This window comes from Euzebyella marina, assembly GCF_014855515.1.
Taxonomy (GTDB): Bacteria; Bacteroidota; Bacteroidia; order Flavobacteriales; family Flavobacteriaceae; genus Euzebyella; species Euzebyella marina.
Genome location: NZ_JACYFK010000001.1, coordinates 1722373 through 1740266 on the forward strand (window position 1 = coordinate 1722373; position 17894 = coordinate 1740266).

Below are 17894 nucleotides of genomic sequence, written 5' to 3' on the forward strand. Positions count from 1 at the left end.
CTTTTTTTATATTACCATTTGTTGGTAAGGTAAAACCGTATTAAATCCCTTGTTCTTGAAATAATCTGGTGTGCCGGCATCCCCTGTAGCCAAAATAAAATCACCGCCCCAGGCTCCTAAACTTTTAATACATCCTCCGGTGTAATCATTGAATAATCTATTTTTTACCTTCGGCATATCGATGGCCTTGGCAATGATATCTTCATGTTCCGTAATAAGGTTTTCGAAATGTTGAAGTTCTCGACAATCAATTATTTCCTCGGTTAACTCCGTTATTCTTTTAAGCATCGATGCCTTTCCAGATTTTAAGTTCTTATATCTGGCAATACCATCCCTACTATTCTGCTTCCTCTCTAAGTATACGAGATATATGTTCTCGGAAAAAGGTGGATTGAAATCGACTTTCTCAATTAAAGGTTTATTACGGTCGATGCTATAAGTTATGGCTCCATCATTCTGCGCGCAGGCAATGTCATAACCACTCCCGGAAAAGCCGTTCCATAGCAATTGAAAGGCATCTACCCCGGCCCAAGAAGCAATGTTGTTAATTAACGTTGATGAAGAACCTAATCCCCAATCTTTTTGAAATTCCAGGTAGGTTTCAACACGGTAACCTTTTTCTTCCGATAGAAATTCGGGGTTCAGTTTAATGGCTTCCCGTAGCAATTTTAGCAACGTATGTAAGACAGGATTTTCTTCTTTAGATATTTCTGATTCTCGAAGCTTTTCAATGGTTATTTCCTTTTCGAACCACAAATTTCCCTGATGGTCAAAACTCTTCCATTCAATCAAAGATTTTTTTAACGGGGAGACTCTCAAAGATTGACCCAATTTTGTTGGTACGGCTAAACATTTGGCACCATCCAAAACGGCGTATTCAGCGGTCAGTAATAGCTTGCCATGACTGTAGTACTCGACCATTCTAATTTCTGATTTTTTCAAAAGCCTCCACCACGGCATTGTGCGTAGCTGCATGGGTTTTAAAATAGTCTACTAAAGTGTTTTTTTCACTATCGGTGGCACCCAATTGATTAAGAATGTTCAAAAGGTGCATCTTCATATGGCCTTCTTGAATTCCTGTGGTAACCAATGAACGTACAGCTGCAAAGTTTTGGGCAAGACCGGCAACGGCAACTATCTGCATTAGTTCCGATGCGGATGGTTTACCCAATATTTCTAGACCCAACTTAACTAAAGGGTGAAGACTGGTGAGCCCACCAACAGTTCCTAGGGCAAGGGGCAGCTCTATCGAAAAGCTGAAAATATCGTCTTCGATTTTGGCATCGGTTAAGCTACTATAATTACCGTTTTTAGAGGCGTATGCGTGTGCGGCCGCTTCAATGGCCCTGAAATCGTTACCTGTCGCCAAGACCACGGCATCTATTCCGTTCATTATACCCTTATTGTGGGTTACCGCCCTAAAAGGTTCGATTTTGGCAATTTCAACCGCTCTTACCATTTTCTTGGCAAATTCGTGAGGAGATAATCGATGATCAATATTCATTTGAGATACTGGGCAACTCACTTCGGCCCGCACTAGGCAATCAGGAACATAATTAGAGAGAATACTCATGACCACTTCAATGTGCCTTTCGTCAGCTGCAAATGATCCGTATTGAGCAGCTTCATTTTCGAGGGTTTGGGCGAAGCTTTCTAGGCATGAGTTAATAAAATTAGCACCCATGGCATCCAATGTCTCAAACGTACAGTGTAGCTGGTAGTAATCTTTTAGTTCATCTGTCTTGTCGCGTAATTCTATACTTGTGATTCCCCCTCCACGTTTTTCCATATTTCGTGTAATCGAAGAGGCATTTTCAATAAGCTTGGGCCGCAGGTCTTCAATAAATCGGGAAAGTTTTTCAAATTTCCCTTTAAAAATAAAATGAACCTGACCGACCTTCTCAGTGCCAATAATTTTAGTTTTGAACCCTCCGCGTTTTAACCAAAATTTTGCCGCTTTGCTAGCCGCCGCGACAACCGAACTTTCTTCAATCGCCATGGGTATGGCATAAAGTTTGTCGTTGATTAAAAAATTGGGTGCAATACCAAAAGGGAGATAGTAATTGGTAACGGTGTTCTCGATAAACTCGTCATGTAGTTGTTGCACTTTGGTATCGGGGTTCCAATAAAGTTGAAGAAGTTTCTTTGCAGATTCAGAATCTTCTGTGTAATTGGTAGTTAGCCAATCAATCTTTTGTTCTTTGGTCAGTTTCGAGAAACCCTCTACTGGCTTATTCATAAAGTATGGTGTCTTGGGGCAAAGATAACGATTAAGGTGAATTTGCTCGTTGCCCGATTATATGGGCTTTCAGAAGCTCTTTTTAGCGATTAAAGTTTAATTTTTTGTAAAATTATCACTAAACTTGGGCGATTTATTATCATTTATAACAAGCTATGCAAAAGTACATTTCAGTTCTGTTTTTTCTTATGGTATTTATGGCTATCGGACAGAAAAAACAAATTACCGTTGAAGGAGTTTTCGCTAATGAATTTAGAACCGAGGGCCTAGATGCTCTAAGGTCGATGAAGAACGGCAAACAATACACGGTTCTTAATCGCGATTATAAAACTGGTAGAACGACTATTGATAAATATGATTATACCACACAGAAAAAAGTAGAAACCATTGTTGATTCTCAAAACTTAGATGCTTTAAAAGAATTTTCGGCATATGAGTTCAACGAAGACGAATCGAAGATACTTTTGGCTACAGAGATCGATCCTATTTACAGGCATTCTTTTTTGGCGAATTACTACGTCTACGATGTAAAGACAAAAAGTGTGATAAAAGTCTCTGAGGGAAAGATTCAAGAGCCCTCCTTGTCGCCCAATGGTACAAAAGTGGCTTATGTTCACGACAATAACCTATTTATTTTTGACTTAAATTCAGAAACCACAGAACAGGTTACGACCGATGGGGTTAAGAACAAAATTATAAATGGAATTACCGATTGGGTGTATGAAGAAGAATTTGCTTTTGTTCGTGCATTCGCATGGAATGCTGACGGAAGTAAAATAGCCTTTCTTCGATTCGATGAAGAAGAGGTGCCTCAATTCTCTATGGATGTTTTTGGTACGGGACTTTATCCGACTCAAGAAGTTTTTAAATATCCAAAGGCAGGAGAAAATAACGCCGAAGTAACGCTGCACATGCTTGATGTCGCTTCAGGAGACATATCAAAGGTTGATTTAGGAAACCCTTATTATATACCACGAATTAAATGGATGAACAATGCCAATTACCTGAGCGTACAGACCATTAATCGACATCAGAACCATCTAAAATTACTTTCGGTAAACGCTAAAGATAACTCGGTAAATGTCTTGCTTGAAGAGAAAGATGATGCCTATATCGATATTATTGATAATTTGACATTTCTGGCAGACGATAGTTTTATCTGGACGAGTGAAACAGACGGTTACAACCATATTTATCTCTATGACCAAGACGGTAATTTAATGAACCAGGTAACCAAAGGACCTTGGGAGGTTACCAATTACTACGGTTATGACCAAAACGAAGATAGGGTTTACTATCAGTCAACCGAAAACGGGTCGATTAATAGGGGAGTCTATAGTGTGGCAAGTAATGGGAAAAACAAAAAGGCACTGGCCACAGGAGAAGGAACCAATTCCGCAGCTTTTAGTGCAGACTTCACCTATTTTATATTGACCTATTCAAATGCTACAACACCACCTATTTATACCTTGCATAAAGCCTTGAACGGTAAGGAAATCAAAGAGATAAAAAATAACGATGCCCTTATTGATAAATTGAAGGGGTATGAGCTGAGTGCCAAAGAGTTTTCGACTATTCAAATCAATGGTAATGAGTTGAACATGTATATGATCAAACCGAAAGATTTTGACCCCTCCAAGAAGTACCCATTACTCATGTACCAATATAGTGGTCCCGGATCACAACAGGTGTCCAATAGCTGGATGGGCTATAGAGATTACTGGCATCAGCAGTTAGCCTCTGAAGGCTATGTTATTGCTTGTGTCGATGGTAGGGGGACCGGTTTTAAGGGAGCTGACTTTAAAAAATCTACCTATCTCAACTTAGTGAAATATGAAACGGAAGATCAAATTGCCGCGGCAAAGAAGTTAAGCGAACTTTCTTTTATCGATGAGAACAGAACAGGTATTTGGGGATGGAGTTTTGGAGGTCATATGGCTACCAACAGTCTTTTGAAAGGTAGCGAGGTCTTCGAAACGGCTATAGCCGTTGCCCCTGTTACTTCATGGAGGTTTTATGATACCATCTATACGGAAAGGTTTATGCGCACTCCTCAAGAAAATCCTGATGGGTACGACGATAATTCACCGCTTAACTATCCTGAACTTTTGCAGGGCGATTTTCTATTGATTCACGGTTCTGGCGATGACAATGTGCATGCGCAACATTCCATGAGAATGGCGGAAGCCCTGATTCAGGCCAATAAACAATTCGACTGGGCTATCTATCCCGATAAAAACCATGGTATATATGGCGGAAATACGAGAGTTCACCTCTTCAATAAAATGACCAATTTCTTGAACGAAAACCTGAGAGACAGAAAGGCAGAAGGTAATCTCGATACCAAAGAACAACAAAGTATAGACGCTCAAATAAAGGGTTAGTACTTTTTGATATCTTCCAGGGAATAGCGAGTAATGAAAACCGGACCAATAACTTAAAATATATATATGGAAACCAAACACGAATTTATGGAGCAGCAGCAAATGTTCGGCCACCCAAAGGGCCTTTTCTATCTGTTCTTTGCAGAACTCTGGGAACGGTTCAGCTTTTATGGAATGCGGGCGCTATTGACACTCTACATGGTAGACGTCATATTTGCCGCTTTGGCCGAAAGAGACTTTGCTACCGCGGCCGTTTATTCGTCCTATGGTTCTTTGGTATATGCTTCTACGGTCATCGGAGGTAGAATTTCCGATACCATATTAGGAATGCGTAATTCCATTTTTCTAGGTGGTATTCTTATGTCGATAGGGCATTTCGTTTTGGCTATTGAACATAATATTACTTTCTTTTTGGCCTTGTCATTGATTATTGTTGGCAATGGCTTTTTTAAACCCAATATATCAACGTTTGTAGGTACTCTTTACCCTGAAGGCGACCCGAAAAAAGATTCCGGGTTTACGATATTCTATATGGGTATTAATATCGGTGGGTGGATCGCACCCTTACTATGTGGTTGGTTGGCTGTTGAATATGGATGGCATTACGGTTTTGGCCTCGCGGGTATAGGTATGCTTACAGGACTTATCTTCTTCTGGAGAGGTATAAAAAAGAATGTTTTTGGTGATAGGGGCCTTCCGCCAAATGAACACGTTCTTGATAAAAAGGTAGGAGGGATTAAACAAGGCATTTTAGTGCCACTGCTTGCCGTTATTGCAGCACCCATCATTGCTTATCTTTTGTCGGCTTATCAACCGTTAGGTACCGAAGGTTCTTTCTTTGAGGATCAGAATATCGTAAATGTCATTTTTAAGCTTATAGGTATTGCCATTTTAATATACTTGGGCTATATCATGTATCAGGCAAATGCCGATGAGCGAAAAAAGCTGTTCGTAGCGGTGTTGATTACCTTTTTTATGACCATTTTTTGGGGCTTTCACGAGCTTTCAGGAAGTGTCATTACCTTATTTGCTTCCCGCAACGTCGATTTAGATGGTATAATGACCGCCGCTCAGACCAACTCTTTAAACTCTATGTTCATCATCATATTGGCCATACCCATATCGCTGATGTGGACCTATCTTAGCAAGCGTAACCTTAATCCAAGAACACCTTATAAGTTTGGTTTGGGGCTAGTTTTTGCCGGTATCAGTTTTTATGCTTTGGCCATTAGCTCGGGCAGTGCCAACGAAAGTGGTTTTGTGCCTTTTAGCTATTTATTACTTATGTATTTCTTACTTTCGGTAGGTGAGTTATTTATGTCGCCAGTCGGCCTTTCAAAAATAACCGACCTTTCACCAAAACGCATTGTTGCCTTTATGATGGGCGTATGGTTTTTATCATCGGCATTTGCTTTTCAAGTAGTTGGTTTTATAGGTAAACAATTGGCCATAGAAAGCACCGATAAGAACGTAGGCGGTTTCGAAACTTTAACGATATACACCGATGGCTTCGAATTAATTGCTAAATATGCCCTTGGGGCCGGAGTCATTGTTTTGTTGGCTTCCCCTTTGATCAAGCGGTTAATGGGTAAGGTACACTAAGAATTAGTTACTGTGTCCGAAAAAATAGGCTCCCTTTTCGCCTGTGTAGTAAAAAGGGATTTTTCTTTTTCTACACGTAGCTTTCCACTGATTTACATAGCTTCTATAATTACTGCCATCTGCAATGATTATATGAGGCTTGATTGAGTCAATAAGCCTATTTAAATTTATTTTTGGTGATTGAGTTAGTATGAGATAGTCACTTGATTTTTTGTGAGGAGGTTTTACACCTGTACTATCAATAAAAAATAAATGTTGGTCTTTCCATTGATAAGTGTTTTTCAAGAGCTTTGGTTTGACCTCGTCAATATGCTCCGCCACTTTGTAAGTGTTGACCAACCTCTTTTCATACAAACTATCTTTTGATAAAATTGTCAATTGATTGCCAAGGTGGTGTACTAAGAGTGTATTCTTTGTTTGGTGGGCCAGAAATAGTACCTCCTTTTGCTTTAGCTGAATTTTGTTATAAATCATCCAACTCTGAAAGCAGATAAGAACAAAGGCAAAAGGCAAGACTTTTTTAAAAGTGGGTCGGGTAAGAAATAGTATAAAAGTGATTATACATAAATAAGCAAGGATTAATTGGGCCAAACCAAAGGGAATATCCCTAAATATAAATTCTTCTTGTTGTGCCACCCATTCCACAATCAGGTTCATATACTTGATGATATGATCATAGATAGTTATGAGCCAATTAGGCAACAATTGAATATTGGCCAATATGATGACCACAATTCCAAGAGCAAGTATAACTCCTAGAAGGGGTACAATTACCAAATTCGATATAAAGAATAGCGAGGGAAATTGATGAAAGTAGTAAAGACTTACGGGTAACACCCCTAGTTGAGCAGCTATGCTGACCGAAAGCAATTGCCAGAAATAACGTAGAATTTTATTTTTCGGATGATATAACTTTTGGAGAAGGGGATAAATCCAAATAATAGAAAAGACCGCGGCATAGCTCATTTGAAAGCCTACTTGAAAAAGTAATCTGGGGTTGATGACCAAAAGTATGGCAAACATCGAAAGCGCAAGAATATTAAAATTGTTACTAGGCCGGTTGAGATGCTGGGCATAAGCTAAAAAAGAAAACATGGTTACGGCCCGCACAACGGAGGCCGAAAACCCTGCGAGCAGGGCAAAACCCCAGAGTAGCAAAATTATTAAAATCGTTTTGACAGTTTTGCCTTTTCGGAATCTCTCTAAGGGTCGAAGAATAAATTGCAATATTAGAAGCAGAATGCCTATGTGTAGGCCTGAGACTGCTAAAATATGAACAGCGCCTGCATCTTTGTAATTAGAATAAGTGTCCTCAGAAATATCAGCTCTCTGCCCCAGTAAAAGGGCTTGAATAATGCTTAATTCATCTGAACCGAAATGAGCGGCTTTTAAATTGGTGATAATCGTATTTCGAATATGTGAGGCAAGCCCATATATAGTTTTTGAACTATTTGTTTTTAAGATGTAATTGCCATCGGATAACGTTAATTGGTCGCTAATACCATGACTGTACATGTATTTGCTGTAGTCGAATTGATGAGGGTTCAAGGGACTTGGAATTTTTCTTTCCTTACCAAACGCAACCAGCTCGTCATCTACATTTAAAAGGTGAACCGAATCTTTCGGGCCGCTAAGTAAAATTTTTCCGGAAGAAGGGGTCTGATTAACCGCTATAACTTTTGCCAAGTATCGATACGAAAAGGCCGTAGGCTTCATTTCTTCGACTATCTTAAGTTGATAGTTATTGTCGCTTTTGGAGACATACTTTGAATAGTGATTCGGTCTGTTTTCCCGATGGTTGAGCGCTATTGCTAAAGCTCCGATACCAATGGTAGTAAAAGCCATGCCAATACCGAAGAAGATAGAATTCTTTTCTGGTTTGAATAGCAGGGCGGTTAGAACCAAGAATACGAACGTAACTGTTGTTGCACCTTCTGTGGGAAGGTTGAAATACTCCCCAAGTAAAATTCCAATGATTAAAAAGAGAGTAAGTTTTATGGGCACGGAGCGTAAAAGACGCATCTTAAAGTATCCTAGTGGCCTTTACGAAAGCGCTATTCCAATAGCCTTCTCTCAATGAGCTTACAATAACACCGCGCGAAGAAGAGGCGTGTACGAATTTAATTTCATCATTTTCTACAGCTACCACCATGCCAACATGATTGATGCGCTTGGCCCGTCTACTTGTTCTAAAAAAGAGCAGATCACCTTTTTCTACTTCCCTGATCTTGATGTTTTGGCCTTCTTCGGCCATATGATAAGAGGTTCTCGGTAATTTGATGTCATTTTCACCAAAAGCCACGTAAAGTAACCCTGAGCAGTCCATACCCTTTTTAGTGGTTCCTCCGAATTTATATCTTACCCCACTGTAGCGTAGCGCTGATTTTATTATATCATCGGCAACGGAATTCTTCTTGCTGAACGGTTTTTTTGGCGAGGGAAGATTATTATCGTCATTCTTATCGGAATTGGCCGATACAGAGACCCTGCGGGGCTCGTTTGCTCGGGCTTTCCTCTTTTTGGAAGAGCCACAGCTGACAATCAATAATATGCTTAATAAGTAGAGAAGTTTGCGCATGCCCAAGTGTTGCTTATATCACTTGGATATCAAATTTAAGCATTTTCCACAATACGTGCGGCCGCATTCTCACTAGCACCTTGTCCACCCAACTTCTTCTGTAATAGTGAGTAAGCCTGTAGCTGTTCTTCACGATAGCTTCCACTTAGAATTTTAGATAGTTCTTTTTCCAGTTTTTTCGAAGTCAGTTCGGTTTGAATCAATTCTTTAACGACCTCTTTATTCATGATCAAATTGACCAATGAGATATATTTTAGAGTGATAATTCGCTTAGCTATTTGATAAGATAGCCAATTGGCCTTATAACATACTACTTGCGGAACTTTAAAAAGTGCGGTTTCCAACGTAGCGGTGCCGCTGGTTACCAATGCGGCATGGGATAGACTTAGTAAATCATACGTTTTATTGACGACAAAGCCTACCTGGGGCTTTTTTAAGAAGGGAGCATAAAACTCCTTGTCAAGACTTGGTGCCCCGGCTATTACAAACTCATATTGTTGAAACTTATCTACAATGCTTAACATTACTGTGAGCATTTTTTCAACCTCTTGCTTTCGGCTTCCTGGTAATAAAGCTATAATCGGTTTATGGGCGTCTAGACCGTTTTCGCTTCTGAATCTTTGGTCGTCAATAGGCTTTCTTTCTCCAATGGCATCTATAAGCGGGTGACCAACAAATGTTACCGGATAATTATGTTTCTTTTCGTAAAAGTCTTTTTCAAAGGGTAGTATAACATACATGTCATCAATATCCCTTTTAATGTCATTGATACGACCTTCTCGAGAAGCCCAAATTTGGGGTGAAATATAGTAGGTGGTTTTGTAACCTTTCTCTTTGGCCCATTTGGCAATTCGAAGGTTGAACCCTGAATAGTCGATAAAAATGATTACATCTGGCTGAAAAGCACCAATATCATTCTTGCAGTATTTGATGGCCTTTGAAATCGTGCCCAAATTCATGACTACTTCAAGAAAGCCCATGAAGGCCATCTCTTTATAGTGTTTGGCAAGAACGCCGCCGGCCTGCTGCATAAGGTCGCCTCCCCAACATCTTACCTTTGCATCATGATCTTTTGTCTTCAGGGCCTTGATGAGGTTTGAGCCGTGTAGGTCGCCAGAGGCCTCTCCTGCAATAATGTAATATTTCATGGGTCGATATCTTGAATTTTAGAAGGGGAACGCTAACTACTATCGATTAAAATACCTTGTAGTAAAGTATGACCATTGCGGTCAAGATGGTAGCGATAAGAACGCCTTTGGCCCTTTGATCCCTTCTGATTTTAAGAAAACCAAAAAAAGCAAAAAGGTTGAGAATCGCGCCAAGTGCCAAAAGACTGCCCACGTGCTCTTGTTCTACAGCTGCCTCGTAGGTTTCTACGATACCTAAATCTGAAAACAACAAAATGTATAGCAATGTGCCTATAATATTGGCAATGACCCCTACTAAAAATCCTATTAATAACTCCTTTCTTGTATTCATATGGTTTGGTTGAGTATTAGTTTAGTCCCCATTCGTTTAAACCTTGAATGGCATGGTGGGCGGTTAGGTCGAATTGGGTGGGTACAACTGAAATGTAATTGTTGGCCAAGGCCCACTCATCTGTATCTTCCCCTTTGTCGAGCAATAGAAACTCTCCGGTAAGCCAATAGTAGTCTCTGCCCGCAGGGCTAGTTCTTTTGTCGAATTTTTCTTTCCAATTTGCTTTGGCCTGTCGGCATATTTTTATTCCCTTGATGTCATCTTTTTTGGCCTGGGGTATGTTGACGTTAAGCACTACACCTTTCGGGATACCGTTTTTTAAAGCTTTCTTGACAATGGATTTGATGAATTTTTCGGCCGCTGAAAAATCGGCATCCCAATTGTAATCACATAAAGAAAAGCCAATGGCCGGTATACCTTCGATACCTGCTTCAATGGCAGCGCTCATTGTGCCAGAATAAATAACATTGATGGAAGAATTTGAACCATGGTTGATACCACTCACACAAATGTCGGGTTTGCGATCAAGAAGTTCTTGCAACGCCAATTTTACACAATCGGCAGGGGTGCCACTGCAGCTATATTCTAGGGGGGCTCCCTTTTCTTTGTCTACCACCAGTTTGGCCGAAAAAAGGGTGTTGTCAATAGTTATGGCGTGGCCTTTGCCAGATTGCGGACTGTCGGGTGCTACCACCACTACATCACCAATTTCTTTCATATAGCCTATCAAAGACCGAAGTCCTGGTGCGGTGATTCCGTCATCATTGGTTACCAGTATCAAAGGTTTTTTCATGCAGGATAATTTCTGGCATAAAAATACGTTTTACAAAAGACATCGACCCACCTTCGTTTAACAAAATATTAATGGCGCTCTGCCATAGGTGGCATGGTTTTTTCAGTATCTTAGGGAATTCATTAGTTTTAACTGTGAATTTTCCCGTTCATTTTGGTGAACGGCATTTTAAAATCGAAATTTAGTTGTATGAAAAGAAATCTAGCCTATGTGCTCGGCGTAATGCTTATATCGGTAGCCTCTTGCGGCTTTACGAATAAGTCTTTTGAGAATGACGATAAAGATAAATTACTACTCGATTTAATTACCTATGTTTTACAAAAGGGCCATTACGAGCCGAAAGACATTAACGATGATTTTTCAGTTAGTGTCTTCAACGATTTTTTAGATGTAATCGATCCTACCAAAAGATATTTTTTAGAGGATGATATCAAGGAGTTTGAGCAATACAAATTTCAATTGGACGATCAGATTAAGAGCACCGATATTTCCTTCTTCAATTTGGTATATGACCGATTGATGATGCGTATGGAAGCTGCTAAGATTTTGTATCAAGAAGTTTTAGACCATCCTTTCGATTATAACGAGAACGAGAATATCGATATCGATTACGAAAAGATGCAATTTGCAAAGAACAAAGAAGAATTGAGAGAGCGTTGGAGATTGCAATTAAAATATGCCACTCTAGGTACTTACGATTCTAAAATGAGACAAATGGAGAAGTCTGATGAATCGGAGGATGAGGATGAGGCTACAGCTGCTCCTTTAACTCCGGAAGAAGCCGAAAAATCTTCAAGGGCTTCTACCAAAAAGACCTTAGATGAGTTTTTTGACTTTGTTGATGACCTCGAGCGAAAAGATTGGTTTGTACAGTACATCAATACCATTGTCGATGAATTTGACCCACATACTTTTTACTTTGCACCCGATGATAAAGAGAAGTTCGATATGAGCATGTCGGGCAAGTTCGAGGGTATTGGAGCAAGGTTGCAGAAGAAACCTGAAGGGGCCAAGATTGTTGATATTATTTCTGGAGGACCGGTTTGGAGAGATGGTCAGCTAGAAGTGGGCGACCAAATTCTTAAAGTGGGCCAAAAAGGTGAAGAACCTATCAATATCGTTGGCATGCGTTTAGATGATGCCATTAAATTGATCAAGGGGCCAAAAGGTACTATCGTTAATTTAACGGTTCGAAAGATTGATGGTTCTTTAGAGGAAGTATCATTAACCCGTGATGTGGTTGAATTGGAAGAGTCATTTGCCAAATCGGCCAACATCATCAAAGGTGACCAAAAGTTCGGTCTTATCGATTTACCTAAATTCTACGTTGACTTTGATGATTATACCGAGCGCAACGCTGCTACCGATGTAGCCAAAGAGGTAGATAGATTGAAAGAAGAGGGCGCTGAGGGTCTTATAATTGATTTGAGAGATAATGGTGGCGGCTCTTTGAAGACCGTAGTCGAAATGGCGGGTCTTTTTATTAAAGACGGCCCAATAGTTCAAGTTCGATCATCAGGTAAAGGTAAAGATGTATATGACGATAAAGATGAGCGCATTCAGTGGGATGGCCCATTGGTAATATTGGTGAACGAACTTTCGGCTTCCGCATCTGAAATTTTAGCGGCTGCGATGCAAGACTATAAAAGAGCAATTGTAATCGGTAGCAAGCAGACCTTCGGTAAGGGTACGGTGCAGAACGTGATTCCGCTTGACAACATAGTACGTAGTAACGAACACGGCGATTTGGGCGCGATTAAGTTAACTACGCAAAAGTTCTATCGAATCAACGGTGGTTCTACCCAACTAGAAGGTGTTAAGAGCGATGTGGTGGTTCCTGATAAGTATAGCTACATTGATTTAGGAGAAAAAGATCAGTCAAATCCGTTGAAATGGGATAAAATTTCACCTGCTGATTATAAGCCTTGGGATGGTTATATCGACTACGAGCAAACTGTGGCCAATAGTGCCAAAAGAATGGCTAACAATCCTCAGATAAAATTGATAGAAGAAAATGCCAAATGGTTAAAGTCAGAGCAAGATGAAATGGTCATTTCTCTTAATTACAATACTTATCGAAAAGAAGAGGAAAAAGACAAGGTAAAATCGGACTACTTCAAGGTCATTAACGATTATGACAGCAAGTTGACCTTTGAATCTCTCAAGTATGAAGAGGCTTTGTTTACCAAAGATTCGGTGCTTCGCGAGAAGAGGGACAGATGGCATAAAAGTTTGGCTAAAGATGTTTACGTAGAAGAGGCCGTAAATGTGCTTCAAGATTTAAGGGTAAACAACATCAAACATGGCAAATTGGCCGTCAAAGGTTGATAGAGTATTAAAAAGATAATAAAAAGTCCCTAGATTGATTTCTGGGGACTTTTTGCTTTTAGAATGTATTTTTACTATTTATTTCAGCCGAACTGGAAAAATTAGTGGCAACAGTGTCAAGCTTTGGCTTGATGTAAGTTCTACAGAAAGGTCTTTCAGGGTCAGAGTTATAATAATTTTGAAAATGCTCTGGAGATTTTTTGAAACACTTCATGACTAAGGGTTCAGTAACCAAATTAGTATCGAATTTTTTATTCAGTTCGTTCAAGATATCGACTACTAATTTTTTCTGTGAACTGGAATAGTAATAAACCGCGGATCGATACTTTTCTCGCATTGAATGGGCAGAAGTGCTTTTATGGGTATTTAAATGAATTTCAACTAAGAGGTATAAGCTGATAGTTTTCGGGTCATAATGAACAATGACTCCTTCTGAAAAGGAATGATTTTTACCATTTGAGGCTATAAAACCTTGTTCAACCAAACAAACTCCTTTTATAGCTTGAAAGACCGCTTCGGTACACCAATGGCATCCGCCTCCAAAACCAATCTTTTGCATTTCAGTCATTTCCAATTTTCTTCCCTTATTTGGTCGTTAGTTTAAGTACTAGCTATCACATAAAATAAAAAAGCCTGCACTAGGCAGGCCATTGTTAAGAATTACTTGCAGTTAAATTACTTTTCTAAGCGTTCGAATTTTTATCTTCTCAATGTTGTCTTCTTCAGTGGTTTGTTCCGATAATTTTTTATTCTGTACATAGGCTACCCAAAGAACAATGATACATACTACGGCAGCAGCTCCATTACCTTCTTTAGCCATTAAGTGTGCTATAATCCCAAAAATAAAATTTAAGAAAAAGCCTGCATAGGCCCATTCTCGCAACCAGTTATTCTTGTTGATGATTAAAACGGCAAGGCCAATCATTTGAGCGGCACCCAGCACCGAAATGAGGTAGGTAGGGTAACCTAACTGTTGAAACTTAATAGCAACGGTATCATAATTGATAAATGAATTTGCTACCGCATATACCATGGCAACACTAAATATCGAAAGGGCGATTCTGTAGTAAAGTTTTGTGGTCTTCATAAGAATTGGGTTTTAAATTGTTCGATAAAATTACCTTGATAAAACCCAAAATCCTGTTCAGAAAAGTCCAATTACCGATTTCCGTAGACGGATGGTATTCATTCGTCTATAAATGGTATCATAAGCTTTTTATGCTAATTTTTCTGCGTGTATTTTTCGAAATTTGGCCAATTTCGGTGTTATTACGGCACTACAGTACCCCTGAGTCGTGTTATTGCGGTAGTAATCTTGATGATACTCTTCAGCTTCGTGAAAAGTTTGGGCCGCGCTTACCTCGGTAACTATAGGATCCGAATAATAGGGCTTTAGTTCTTTGATAGCCTCTTCTGCATCCTTCTTTTGATGGTCATTATGGTAAAAGATTACCGACCTATACTGCGTTCCTACATCACCGCCCTGTTTATTTAAAGTAGTCGGGTCGTGACTTGTTAAGAAGACTAGCAACAAATCTTTGTACGATATGATCTTAGGGTCAAAAGTAACCTGTACTACTTCGGCATGACCTGTTAGGCCTGAACAAACCTCGCGGTAAGTCGGTTTACCAGGCACGGTACCTCCGCTATAACCTGAAACTATTTTTTCTACTCCTTTTAATTGTTGTAAAAGGGCTTCCACGCACCAAAAGCACCCTCCGCCAATGGTAGCCACTTCCATAGATGAATTATTCATGCACTGTGTTTTCTTGTTGTAATTGCAATGATTCTGAGTTGATGCAGTACCTAAGACCACTTGGCTCTGGCCCATCGGGAAATACATGCCCCAAATGCGCATCACAAGTGTTGCACATTACTTCTACACGAATCATACCGAAAGAACTATCTTTCTCATATTTGATGGCGTTCTCTTTAATGGGTTGCGTAAAGCTCGGCCATCCTGTTCCTGACTCAAATTTGATGGTAGAATCGAACAAAGGGGTGTCGCAACAGACACAGTTATATTTTCCGGCTTCGTGAGCGGTACATAAGGCTCCTGAATGTGCCGGTTCGGTACCTTTCTTTCTGGTGATATAAAACTGTTCAGGTGAAAGCGCCTCTTTCCATTCGGCATCTGTTTTCTCAATGCGCTTGTCAGGGGTAGGGTTTCCTTTAACGCTGAAATTGATAATGTCTTTCCATGTAAGCATAACCTGTTCTTTCAAATTAATCTACGGCAAATTAAAAATCTTCCTTTCAATTATCGACTGCAAATACGAAAAAAAGGAACTTTTCTGCACTAGGTATTTTGTCGGTAAAAGGTTTTATTGCTTACAGGTGACCAAAGAAGTTGCCACCGAGCATATTCTCTAGTTTTAATGGGCTAATTTTGTGCATATGAAACGAAAAACTGTCTACTCTGTTTTAATCATCTGTTGTATTGTTGGCTTTTGGGTATTCAATAATTTTTACACGCCCGCTACCTATTCTGATGCTAAGATAATGGGGCTGCAAACCGATATATCCAATGATTTTATGCCTAGTTCTACAACTGGGGCGATAGTGGAACATGGTCATTATATTCTGTCGTATAATGAGCCTTTTGAACAGGCTGAATGGGTAGCATATACCTTAAAAAGAGAACATTTGACCAATGACCAGAGAAAGCGTCCTTATTTTATTGAAGACCCGTTGGTGAAAACAAAATCTGCCGATTGGAGAAATTATAGAGGGTCGGGATATGATAGGGGTCATCTCTGCCCGGCAGGGGATAGGAGGTTCTCTGAACAAGCGTATAACGAAACCTTTTACACTAGTAATATTAGCCCTCAAGACAGGGCTTTTAACTCCGGTATTTGGAACAGATTGGAGATTAAAGTGCGCGATTGGGCCAGGCAATATGGTGAAATCTTTATTGTTACCGGTGGTGTTCTGGAAGAGGGGCTTAAGGAAATAGGAGAGGAAGAAGTTGATGTGCCCAACTATTATTACAAAATAATTGCTAGAAACGATTCTGATGGGCCAAAGGCAATGGCTTTTTTAATGTTAGGAAAGGAGAGTAACAAACCTCTGAAAGAGTTTACGGTCACTATCGATGAGATTGAAAAACAAACGAGAATCGATTTCTTCAAAAATCTTTCCGATGACCTTGAGAATACTTTGGAAGCATCTAACGGAGAAAGCGACTGGTCTTTCTGAAAAAGGGTTAAATACCCTCCTTTAGTCTATTTGCATCTAACTTTAGAAAGATAAATAGAAGAATAGTAAAGAAAAGAAGCCCAGATCCACCATAGCTAAAAAACGGTAATGGTATACCAATGGTCGGTAGAACGCCAATCACCATGCCTATGTTAATGAAATAATGTATTAGAAGTATCGATACTACCCCATAGCCGTACATTCGGCTAAAATCGGTTTTTTGCCTCTCGGCTAGATAGACCAATCTTAGAAGCAATAAGGTAAATAGAACAACAACCGTTGAAGTGCCAAGAAAGCCCCATTCTTCGCCAACCGTTGAAAATATATAGTCAGTATGCTGTTCAGGTACAAAGTCTCCTTTGGTGCGGGTGCCTTCTAAAAATCCTTTCCCAAAAAAACCGCCCGATTCTATCGCTTTCTCCGATTGATAGGTGTTATAGCCGATTGTTTTTCTGATTTGTTCCAGTTTGCCAGGGTCTTTTTCAAGCCTCAACCATAGACTGAAGCGATCTCTATGCCTTTGCTCAAATACATTATTGAAAACAAAATTGACCGACAAAGAAAATAGAATGGTTACCACCACAGCCAATGACAACGAAAATACGGGAACCTTAAATTTTTTGTTCTTCAGCAAGAAGAAAAGTACCAATAGCAATGCGATGAAAATAACTACCCAAATGGTACCGAACATCAAGGTGGTAACGAAAGTTAAGATAGCCAAAAGGGCAATACCCAAGTAATAGAGAGGTAACCCCTCTCGAAAAATCACGAAAGAGAGAGAGAAAAATACCAAGGCGCTACCAGGGTCGGGTTGGGGTATGATCAACAATGCAGGCAAGAGTATAATGCCAAAAGCATAGAGTTGATCTTTTCTTCGTTTAATATCGGTTTGAATGTCACTTAGGTACTTGGCCAAAGCCATTGCTGTTGCTACTTTCGCTAGCTCAGAGGGCTGCAAATTGAAGAAACCTAGATTATACCATGAGGTAGCACCGGCAATCGTTTTACCAAAAACAAAGAGCCCTAAAAGCAATACCATGCTTATGAGATACATCAAGCTTGAAAACCGTTCGTAAAAATTGGCTTCAAGCGCCAAGAGTATTACTATCGATGCCAAACTCGCCCCAATGAAAAAGAGTTGTTTTCCATGCAGGGTTCCAAAATCAAAAATAGAGGAATCCGATTCAGAGAAGGTGCTTGAATAAATATTGACCCAGCCAATAGTGACCAAGAGCAGGTAAAAAAGAACAGTAAGCCAATCGACCCTTTTAAGTACGCTTTTTCCGGACATAG

Annotated in this window: 16 protein-coding genes; 4 read left to right on the forward strand and 12 right to left on the reverse strand. The window is 39.8% G+C overall.

What is annotated here, in order from left to right:
• Positions 1–6 precede the first annotated feature (6 nt).
• The gene (locus tag IL356_RS06980) at positions 7–975 is read right to left on the reverse strand and encodes a GYDIA family GHMP kinase (RefSeq protein WP_225621410.1); all 969 of its coding nucleotides are present in this window, start codon (positions 973–975) and stop codon (positions 7–9) included.
• On the reverse strand, positions 923–2239 hold the full coding sequence (locus tag IL356_RS06985; RefSeq protein ID WP_121850156.1) for a hydroxymethylglutaryl-CoA reductase, degradative: 1317 nt from the start codon (positions 2237–2239) through the stop codon (positions 923–925). The genes IL356_RS06980 and IL356_RS06985 overlap by 53 nt, the downstream gene beginning before the upstream one ends.
• A 155-nt stretch (positions 2240–2394) precedes the next feature.
• On the opposite strand from IL356_RS06985, the gene IL356_RS06990 reads away from it, so the two are divergent.
• Positions 2395–4623, forward strand: coding sequence for a S9 family peptidase (locus tag IL356_RS06990; protein WP_121850155.1), 2229 nt, complete (start codon positions 2395–2397; stop codon positions 4621–4623).
• 66 nt (positions 4624–4689) lie between these two features.
• Complete coding sequence (locus IL356_RS06995) at positions 4690–6225, forward strand: peptide MFS transporter (protein ID WP_121850154.1); 1536 nt, start codon at positions 4690–4692, stop codon at positions 6223–6225.
• A gap of 3 nt (positions 6226–6228) precedes the next feature.
• On the opposite strand, the gene IL356_RS07000 is transcribed toward IL356_RS06995, so the two are convergent.
• The 5 genes from IL356_RS07000 to surE are packed head-to-tail and all read right to left on the reverse strand — an operon-like array spanning position 6229 to position 11075.
• Positions 6229–8247 carry a ComEC/Rec2 family competence protein gene (locus IL356_RS07000; protein WP_121850153.1) on the reverse strand — a complete coding sequence of 673 codons (2019 nt, stop codon included), beginning with the start codon at positions 8245–8247 and terminating at the stop codon, positions 6229–6231.
• A gap of 1 nt (position 8248) precedes the next feature.
• Positions 8249–8803 carry a C40 family peptidase gene (locus tag IL356_RS07005; RefSeq protein ID WP_121850152.1) on the reverse strand — a complete coding sequence of 185 codons (555 nt, stop codon included), beginning with the start codon at positions 8801–8803 and terminating at the stop codon, positions 8249–8251.
• 35 nt (positions 8804–8838) lie between these two features.
• Positions 8839–9951, reverse strand: coding sequence for a lipid-A-disaccharide synthase (lpxB, locus tag IL356_RS07010; RefSeq protein ID WP_121850151.1), 1113 nt, complete (start codon positions 9949–9951; stop codon positions 8839–8841).
• 46 nt (positions 9952–9997) lie between these two features.
• Positions 9998–10282, reverse strand: coding sequence for a hypothetical protein (locus IL356_RS07015; RefSeq protein ID WP_121850150.1), 285 nt, complete (start codon positions 10280–10282; stop codon positions 9998–10000).
• A gap of 16 nt (positions 10283–10298) precedes the next feature.
• The gene (gene surE, locus IL356_RS07020; RefSeq protein WP_121850149.1) at positions 10299–11075 is read right to left on the reverse strand and encodes a 5'/3'-nucleotidase SurE; all 777 of its coding nucleotides are present in this window, start codon (positions 11073–11075) and stop codon (positions 10299–10301) included.
• A 189-nt stretch (positions 11076–11264) separates the two neighbouring features.
• Between surE and IL356_RS07025 the strand changes: the two genes are divergently transcribed.
• Positions 11265–13403 (forward strand): carboxy terminal-processing peptidase, encoded by a 2139-nt coding sequence (locus IL356_RS07025; protein ID WP_121850148.1) that lies wholly within the window; start codon positions 11265–11267, stop codon positions 13401–13403.
• Between the two features lie 58 nt (positions 13404–13461).
• On the opposite strand, the gene IL356_RS07030 is transcribed toward IL356_RS07025, so the two are convergent.
• The 4 genes from IL356_RS07030 to msrB all read right to left on the reverse strand — a co-directional run bounded on the left by IL356_RS07030 (position 13462) and on the right by msrB (position 15613).
• The gene (locus IL356_RS07030; RefSeq protein ID WP_121850147.1) at positions 13462–13971 is read right to left on the reverse strand and encodes a peptide-methionine (S)-S-oxide reductase; all 510 of its coding nucleotides are present in this window, start codon (positions 13969–13971) and stop codon (positions 13462–13464) included.
• A 102-nt stretch (positions 13972–14073) separates the two neighbouring features.
• A complete protein-coding gene (locus tag IL356_RS07035) occupies positions 14074–14490 on the reverse strand; it encodes a DoxX family protein (RefSeq protein WP_121850146.1) in 417 nt (138 codons plus the stop codon).
• A gap of 129 nt (positions 14491–14619) precedes the next feature.
• On the reverse strand, positions 14620–15159 hold the full coding sequence (gene msrA, locus IL356_RS07040; RefSeq protein ID WP_121850145.1) for a peptide-methionine (S)-S-oxide reductase MsrA: 540 nt from the start codon (positions 15157–15159) through the stop codon (positions 14620–14622).
• Entirely contained in the window at positions 15152–15613 is a 462-nt protein-coding gene (gene msrB / locus IL356_RS07045; protein ID WP_121850144.1) for a peptide-methionine (R)-S-oxide reductase MsrB, read from the reverse strand. The genes msrA and msrB overlap by 8 nt, the downstream gene beginning before the upstream one ends.
• A 187-nt stretch (positions 15614–15800) precedes the next feature.
• Between msrB and IL356_RS07050 the strand changes: the two genes are divergently transcribed.
• Positions 15801–16601 carry a DNA/RNA non-specific endonuclease gene (locus tag IL356_RS07050; RefSeq protein WP_121850143.1) on the forward strand — a complete coding sequence of 267 codons (801 nt, stop codon included), beginning with the start codon at positions 15801–15803 and terminating at the stop codon, positions 16599–16601.
• Positions 16602–16608: 7 nt separating this feature from the next.
• Here the strand turns inward: IL356_RS07050 and rodA are convergent, their stop codons facing one another.
• Complete coding sequence (gene rodA / locus IL356_RS07055; protein WP_121850142.1) at positions 16609–17892, reverse strand: rod shape-determining protein RodA; 1284 nt, start codon at positions 17890–17892, stop codon at positions 16609–16611.
• Positions 17893–17894: the final 2 nt, after the last annotated feature.

Excerpts from the sequence above, each read along its gene's own strand:
- IL356_RS06980 (WP_225621410.1), bottom strand. The coding sequence starts at position 975 with ATGCAGCTACGCACAATGCCGTGGTGGAGGCTTTTGAAAAAATCAGAA.
- IL356_RS06985 (WP_121850156.1), bottom strand. The coding sequence starts at position 2,239 with ATGAATAAGCCAGTAGAGGGTTTCTCGAAACTGACCAAAGAACAAAAG.
- IL356_RS06990 (WP_121850155.1), top strand. The coding sequence starts at position 2,395 with ATGCAAAAGTACATTTCAGTTCTGTTTTTTCTTATGGTATTTATGGCT.
- IL356_RS06995 (WP_121850154.1), top strand. The coding sequence starts at position 4,690 with ATGGAAACCAAACACGAATTTATGGAGCAGCAGCAAATGTTCGGCCAC.
- IL356_RS07000 (WP_121850153.1), bottom strand. The coding sequence starts at position 8,247 with ATGCGTCTTTTACGCTCCGTGCCCATAAAACTTACTCTCTTTTTAATC.
- IL356_RS07005 (WP_121850152.1), bottom strand. The coding sequence starts at position 8,803 with ATGCGCAAACTTCTCTACTTATTAAGCATATTATTGATTGTCAGCTGT.
- lpxB (WP_121850151.1), bottom strand. The coding sequence starts at position 9,951 with ATGAAATATTACATTATTGCAGGAGAGGCCTCTGGCGACCTACACGGC.
- IL356_RS07015 (WP_121850150.1), bottom strand. The coding sequence starts at position 10,282 with ATGAATACAAGAAAGGAGTTATTAATAGGATTTTTAGTAGGGGTCATT.
- surE (WP_121850149.1), bottom strand. The coding sequence starts at position 11,075 with ATGAAAAAACCTTTGATACTGGTAACCAATGATGACGGAATCACCGCA.
- IL356_RS07025 (WP_121850148.1), top strand. The coding sequence starts at position 11,265 with ATGAAAAGAAATCTAGCCTATGTGCTCGGCGTAATGCTTATATCGGTA.
- IL356_RS07030 (WP_121850147.1), bottom strand. The coding sequence starts at position 13,971 with ATGACTGAAATGCAAAAGATTGGTTTTGGAGGCGGATGCCATTGGTGT.
- IL356_RS07035 (WP_121850146.1), bottom strand. The coding sequence starts at position 14,490 with ATGAAGACCACAAAACTTTACTACAGAATCGCCCTTTCGATATTTAGT.
- msrA (WP_121850145.1), bottom strand. The coding sequence starts at position 15,159 with ATGAATAATTCATCTATGGAAGTGGCTACCATTGGCGGAGGGTGCTTT.
- msrB (WP_121850144.1), bottom strand. The coding sequence starts at position 15,613 with ATGCTTACATGGAAAGACATTATCAATTTCAGCGTTAAAGGAAACCCT.
- IL356_RS07050 (WP_121850143.1), top strand. The coding sequence starts at position 15,801 with ATGAAACGAAAAACTGTCTACTCTGTTTTAATCATCTGTTGTATTGTT.
- rodA (WP_121850142.1), bottom strand. The coding sequence starts at position 17,892 with ATGTCCGGAAAAAGCGTACTTAAAAGGGTCGATTGGCTTACTGTTCTT.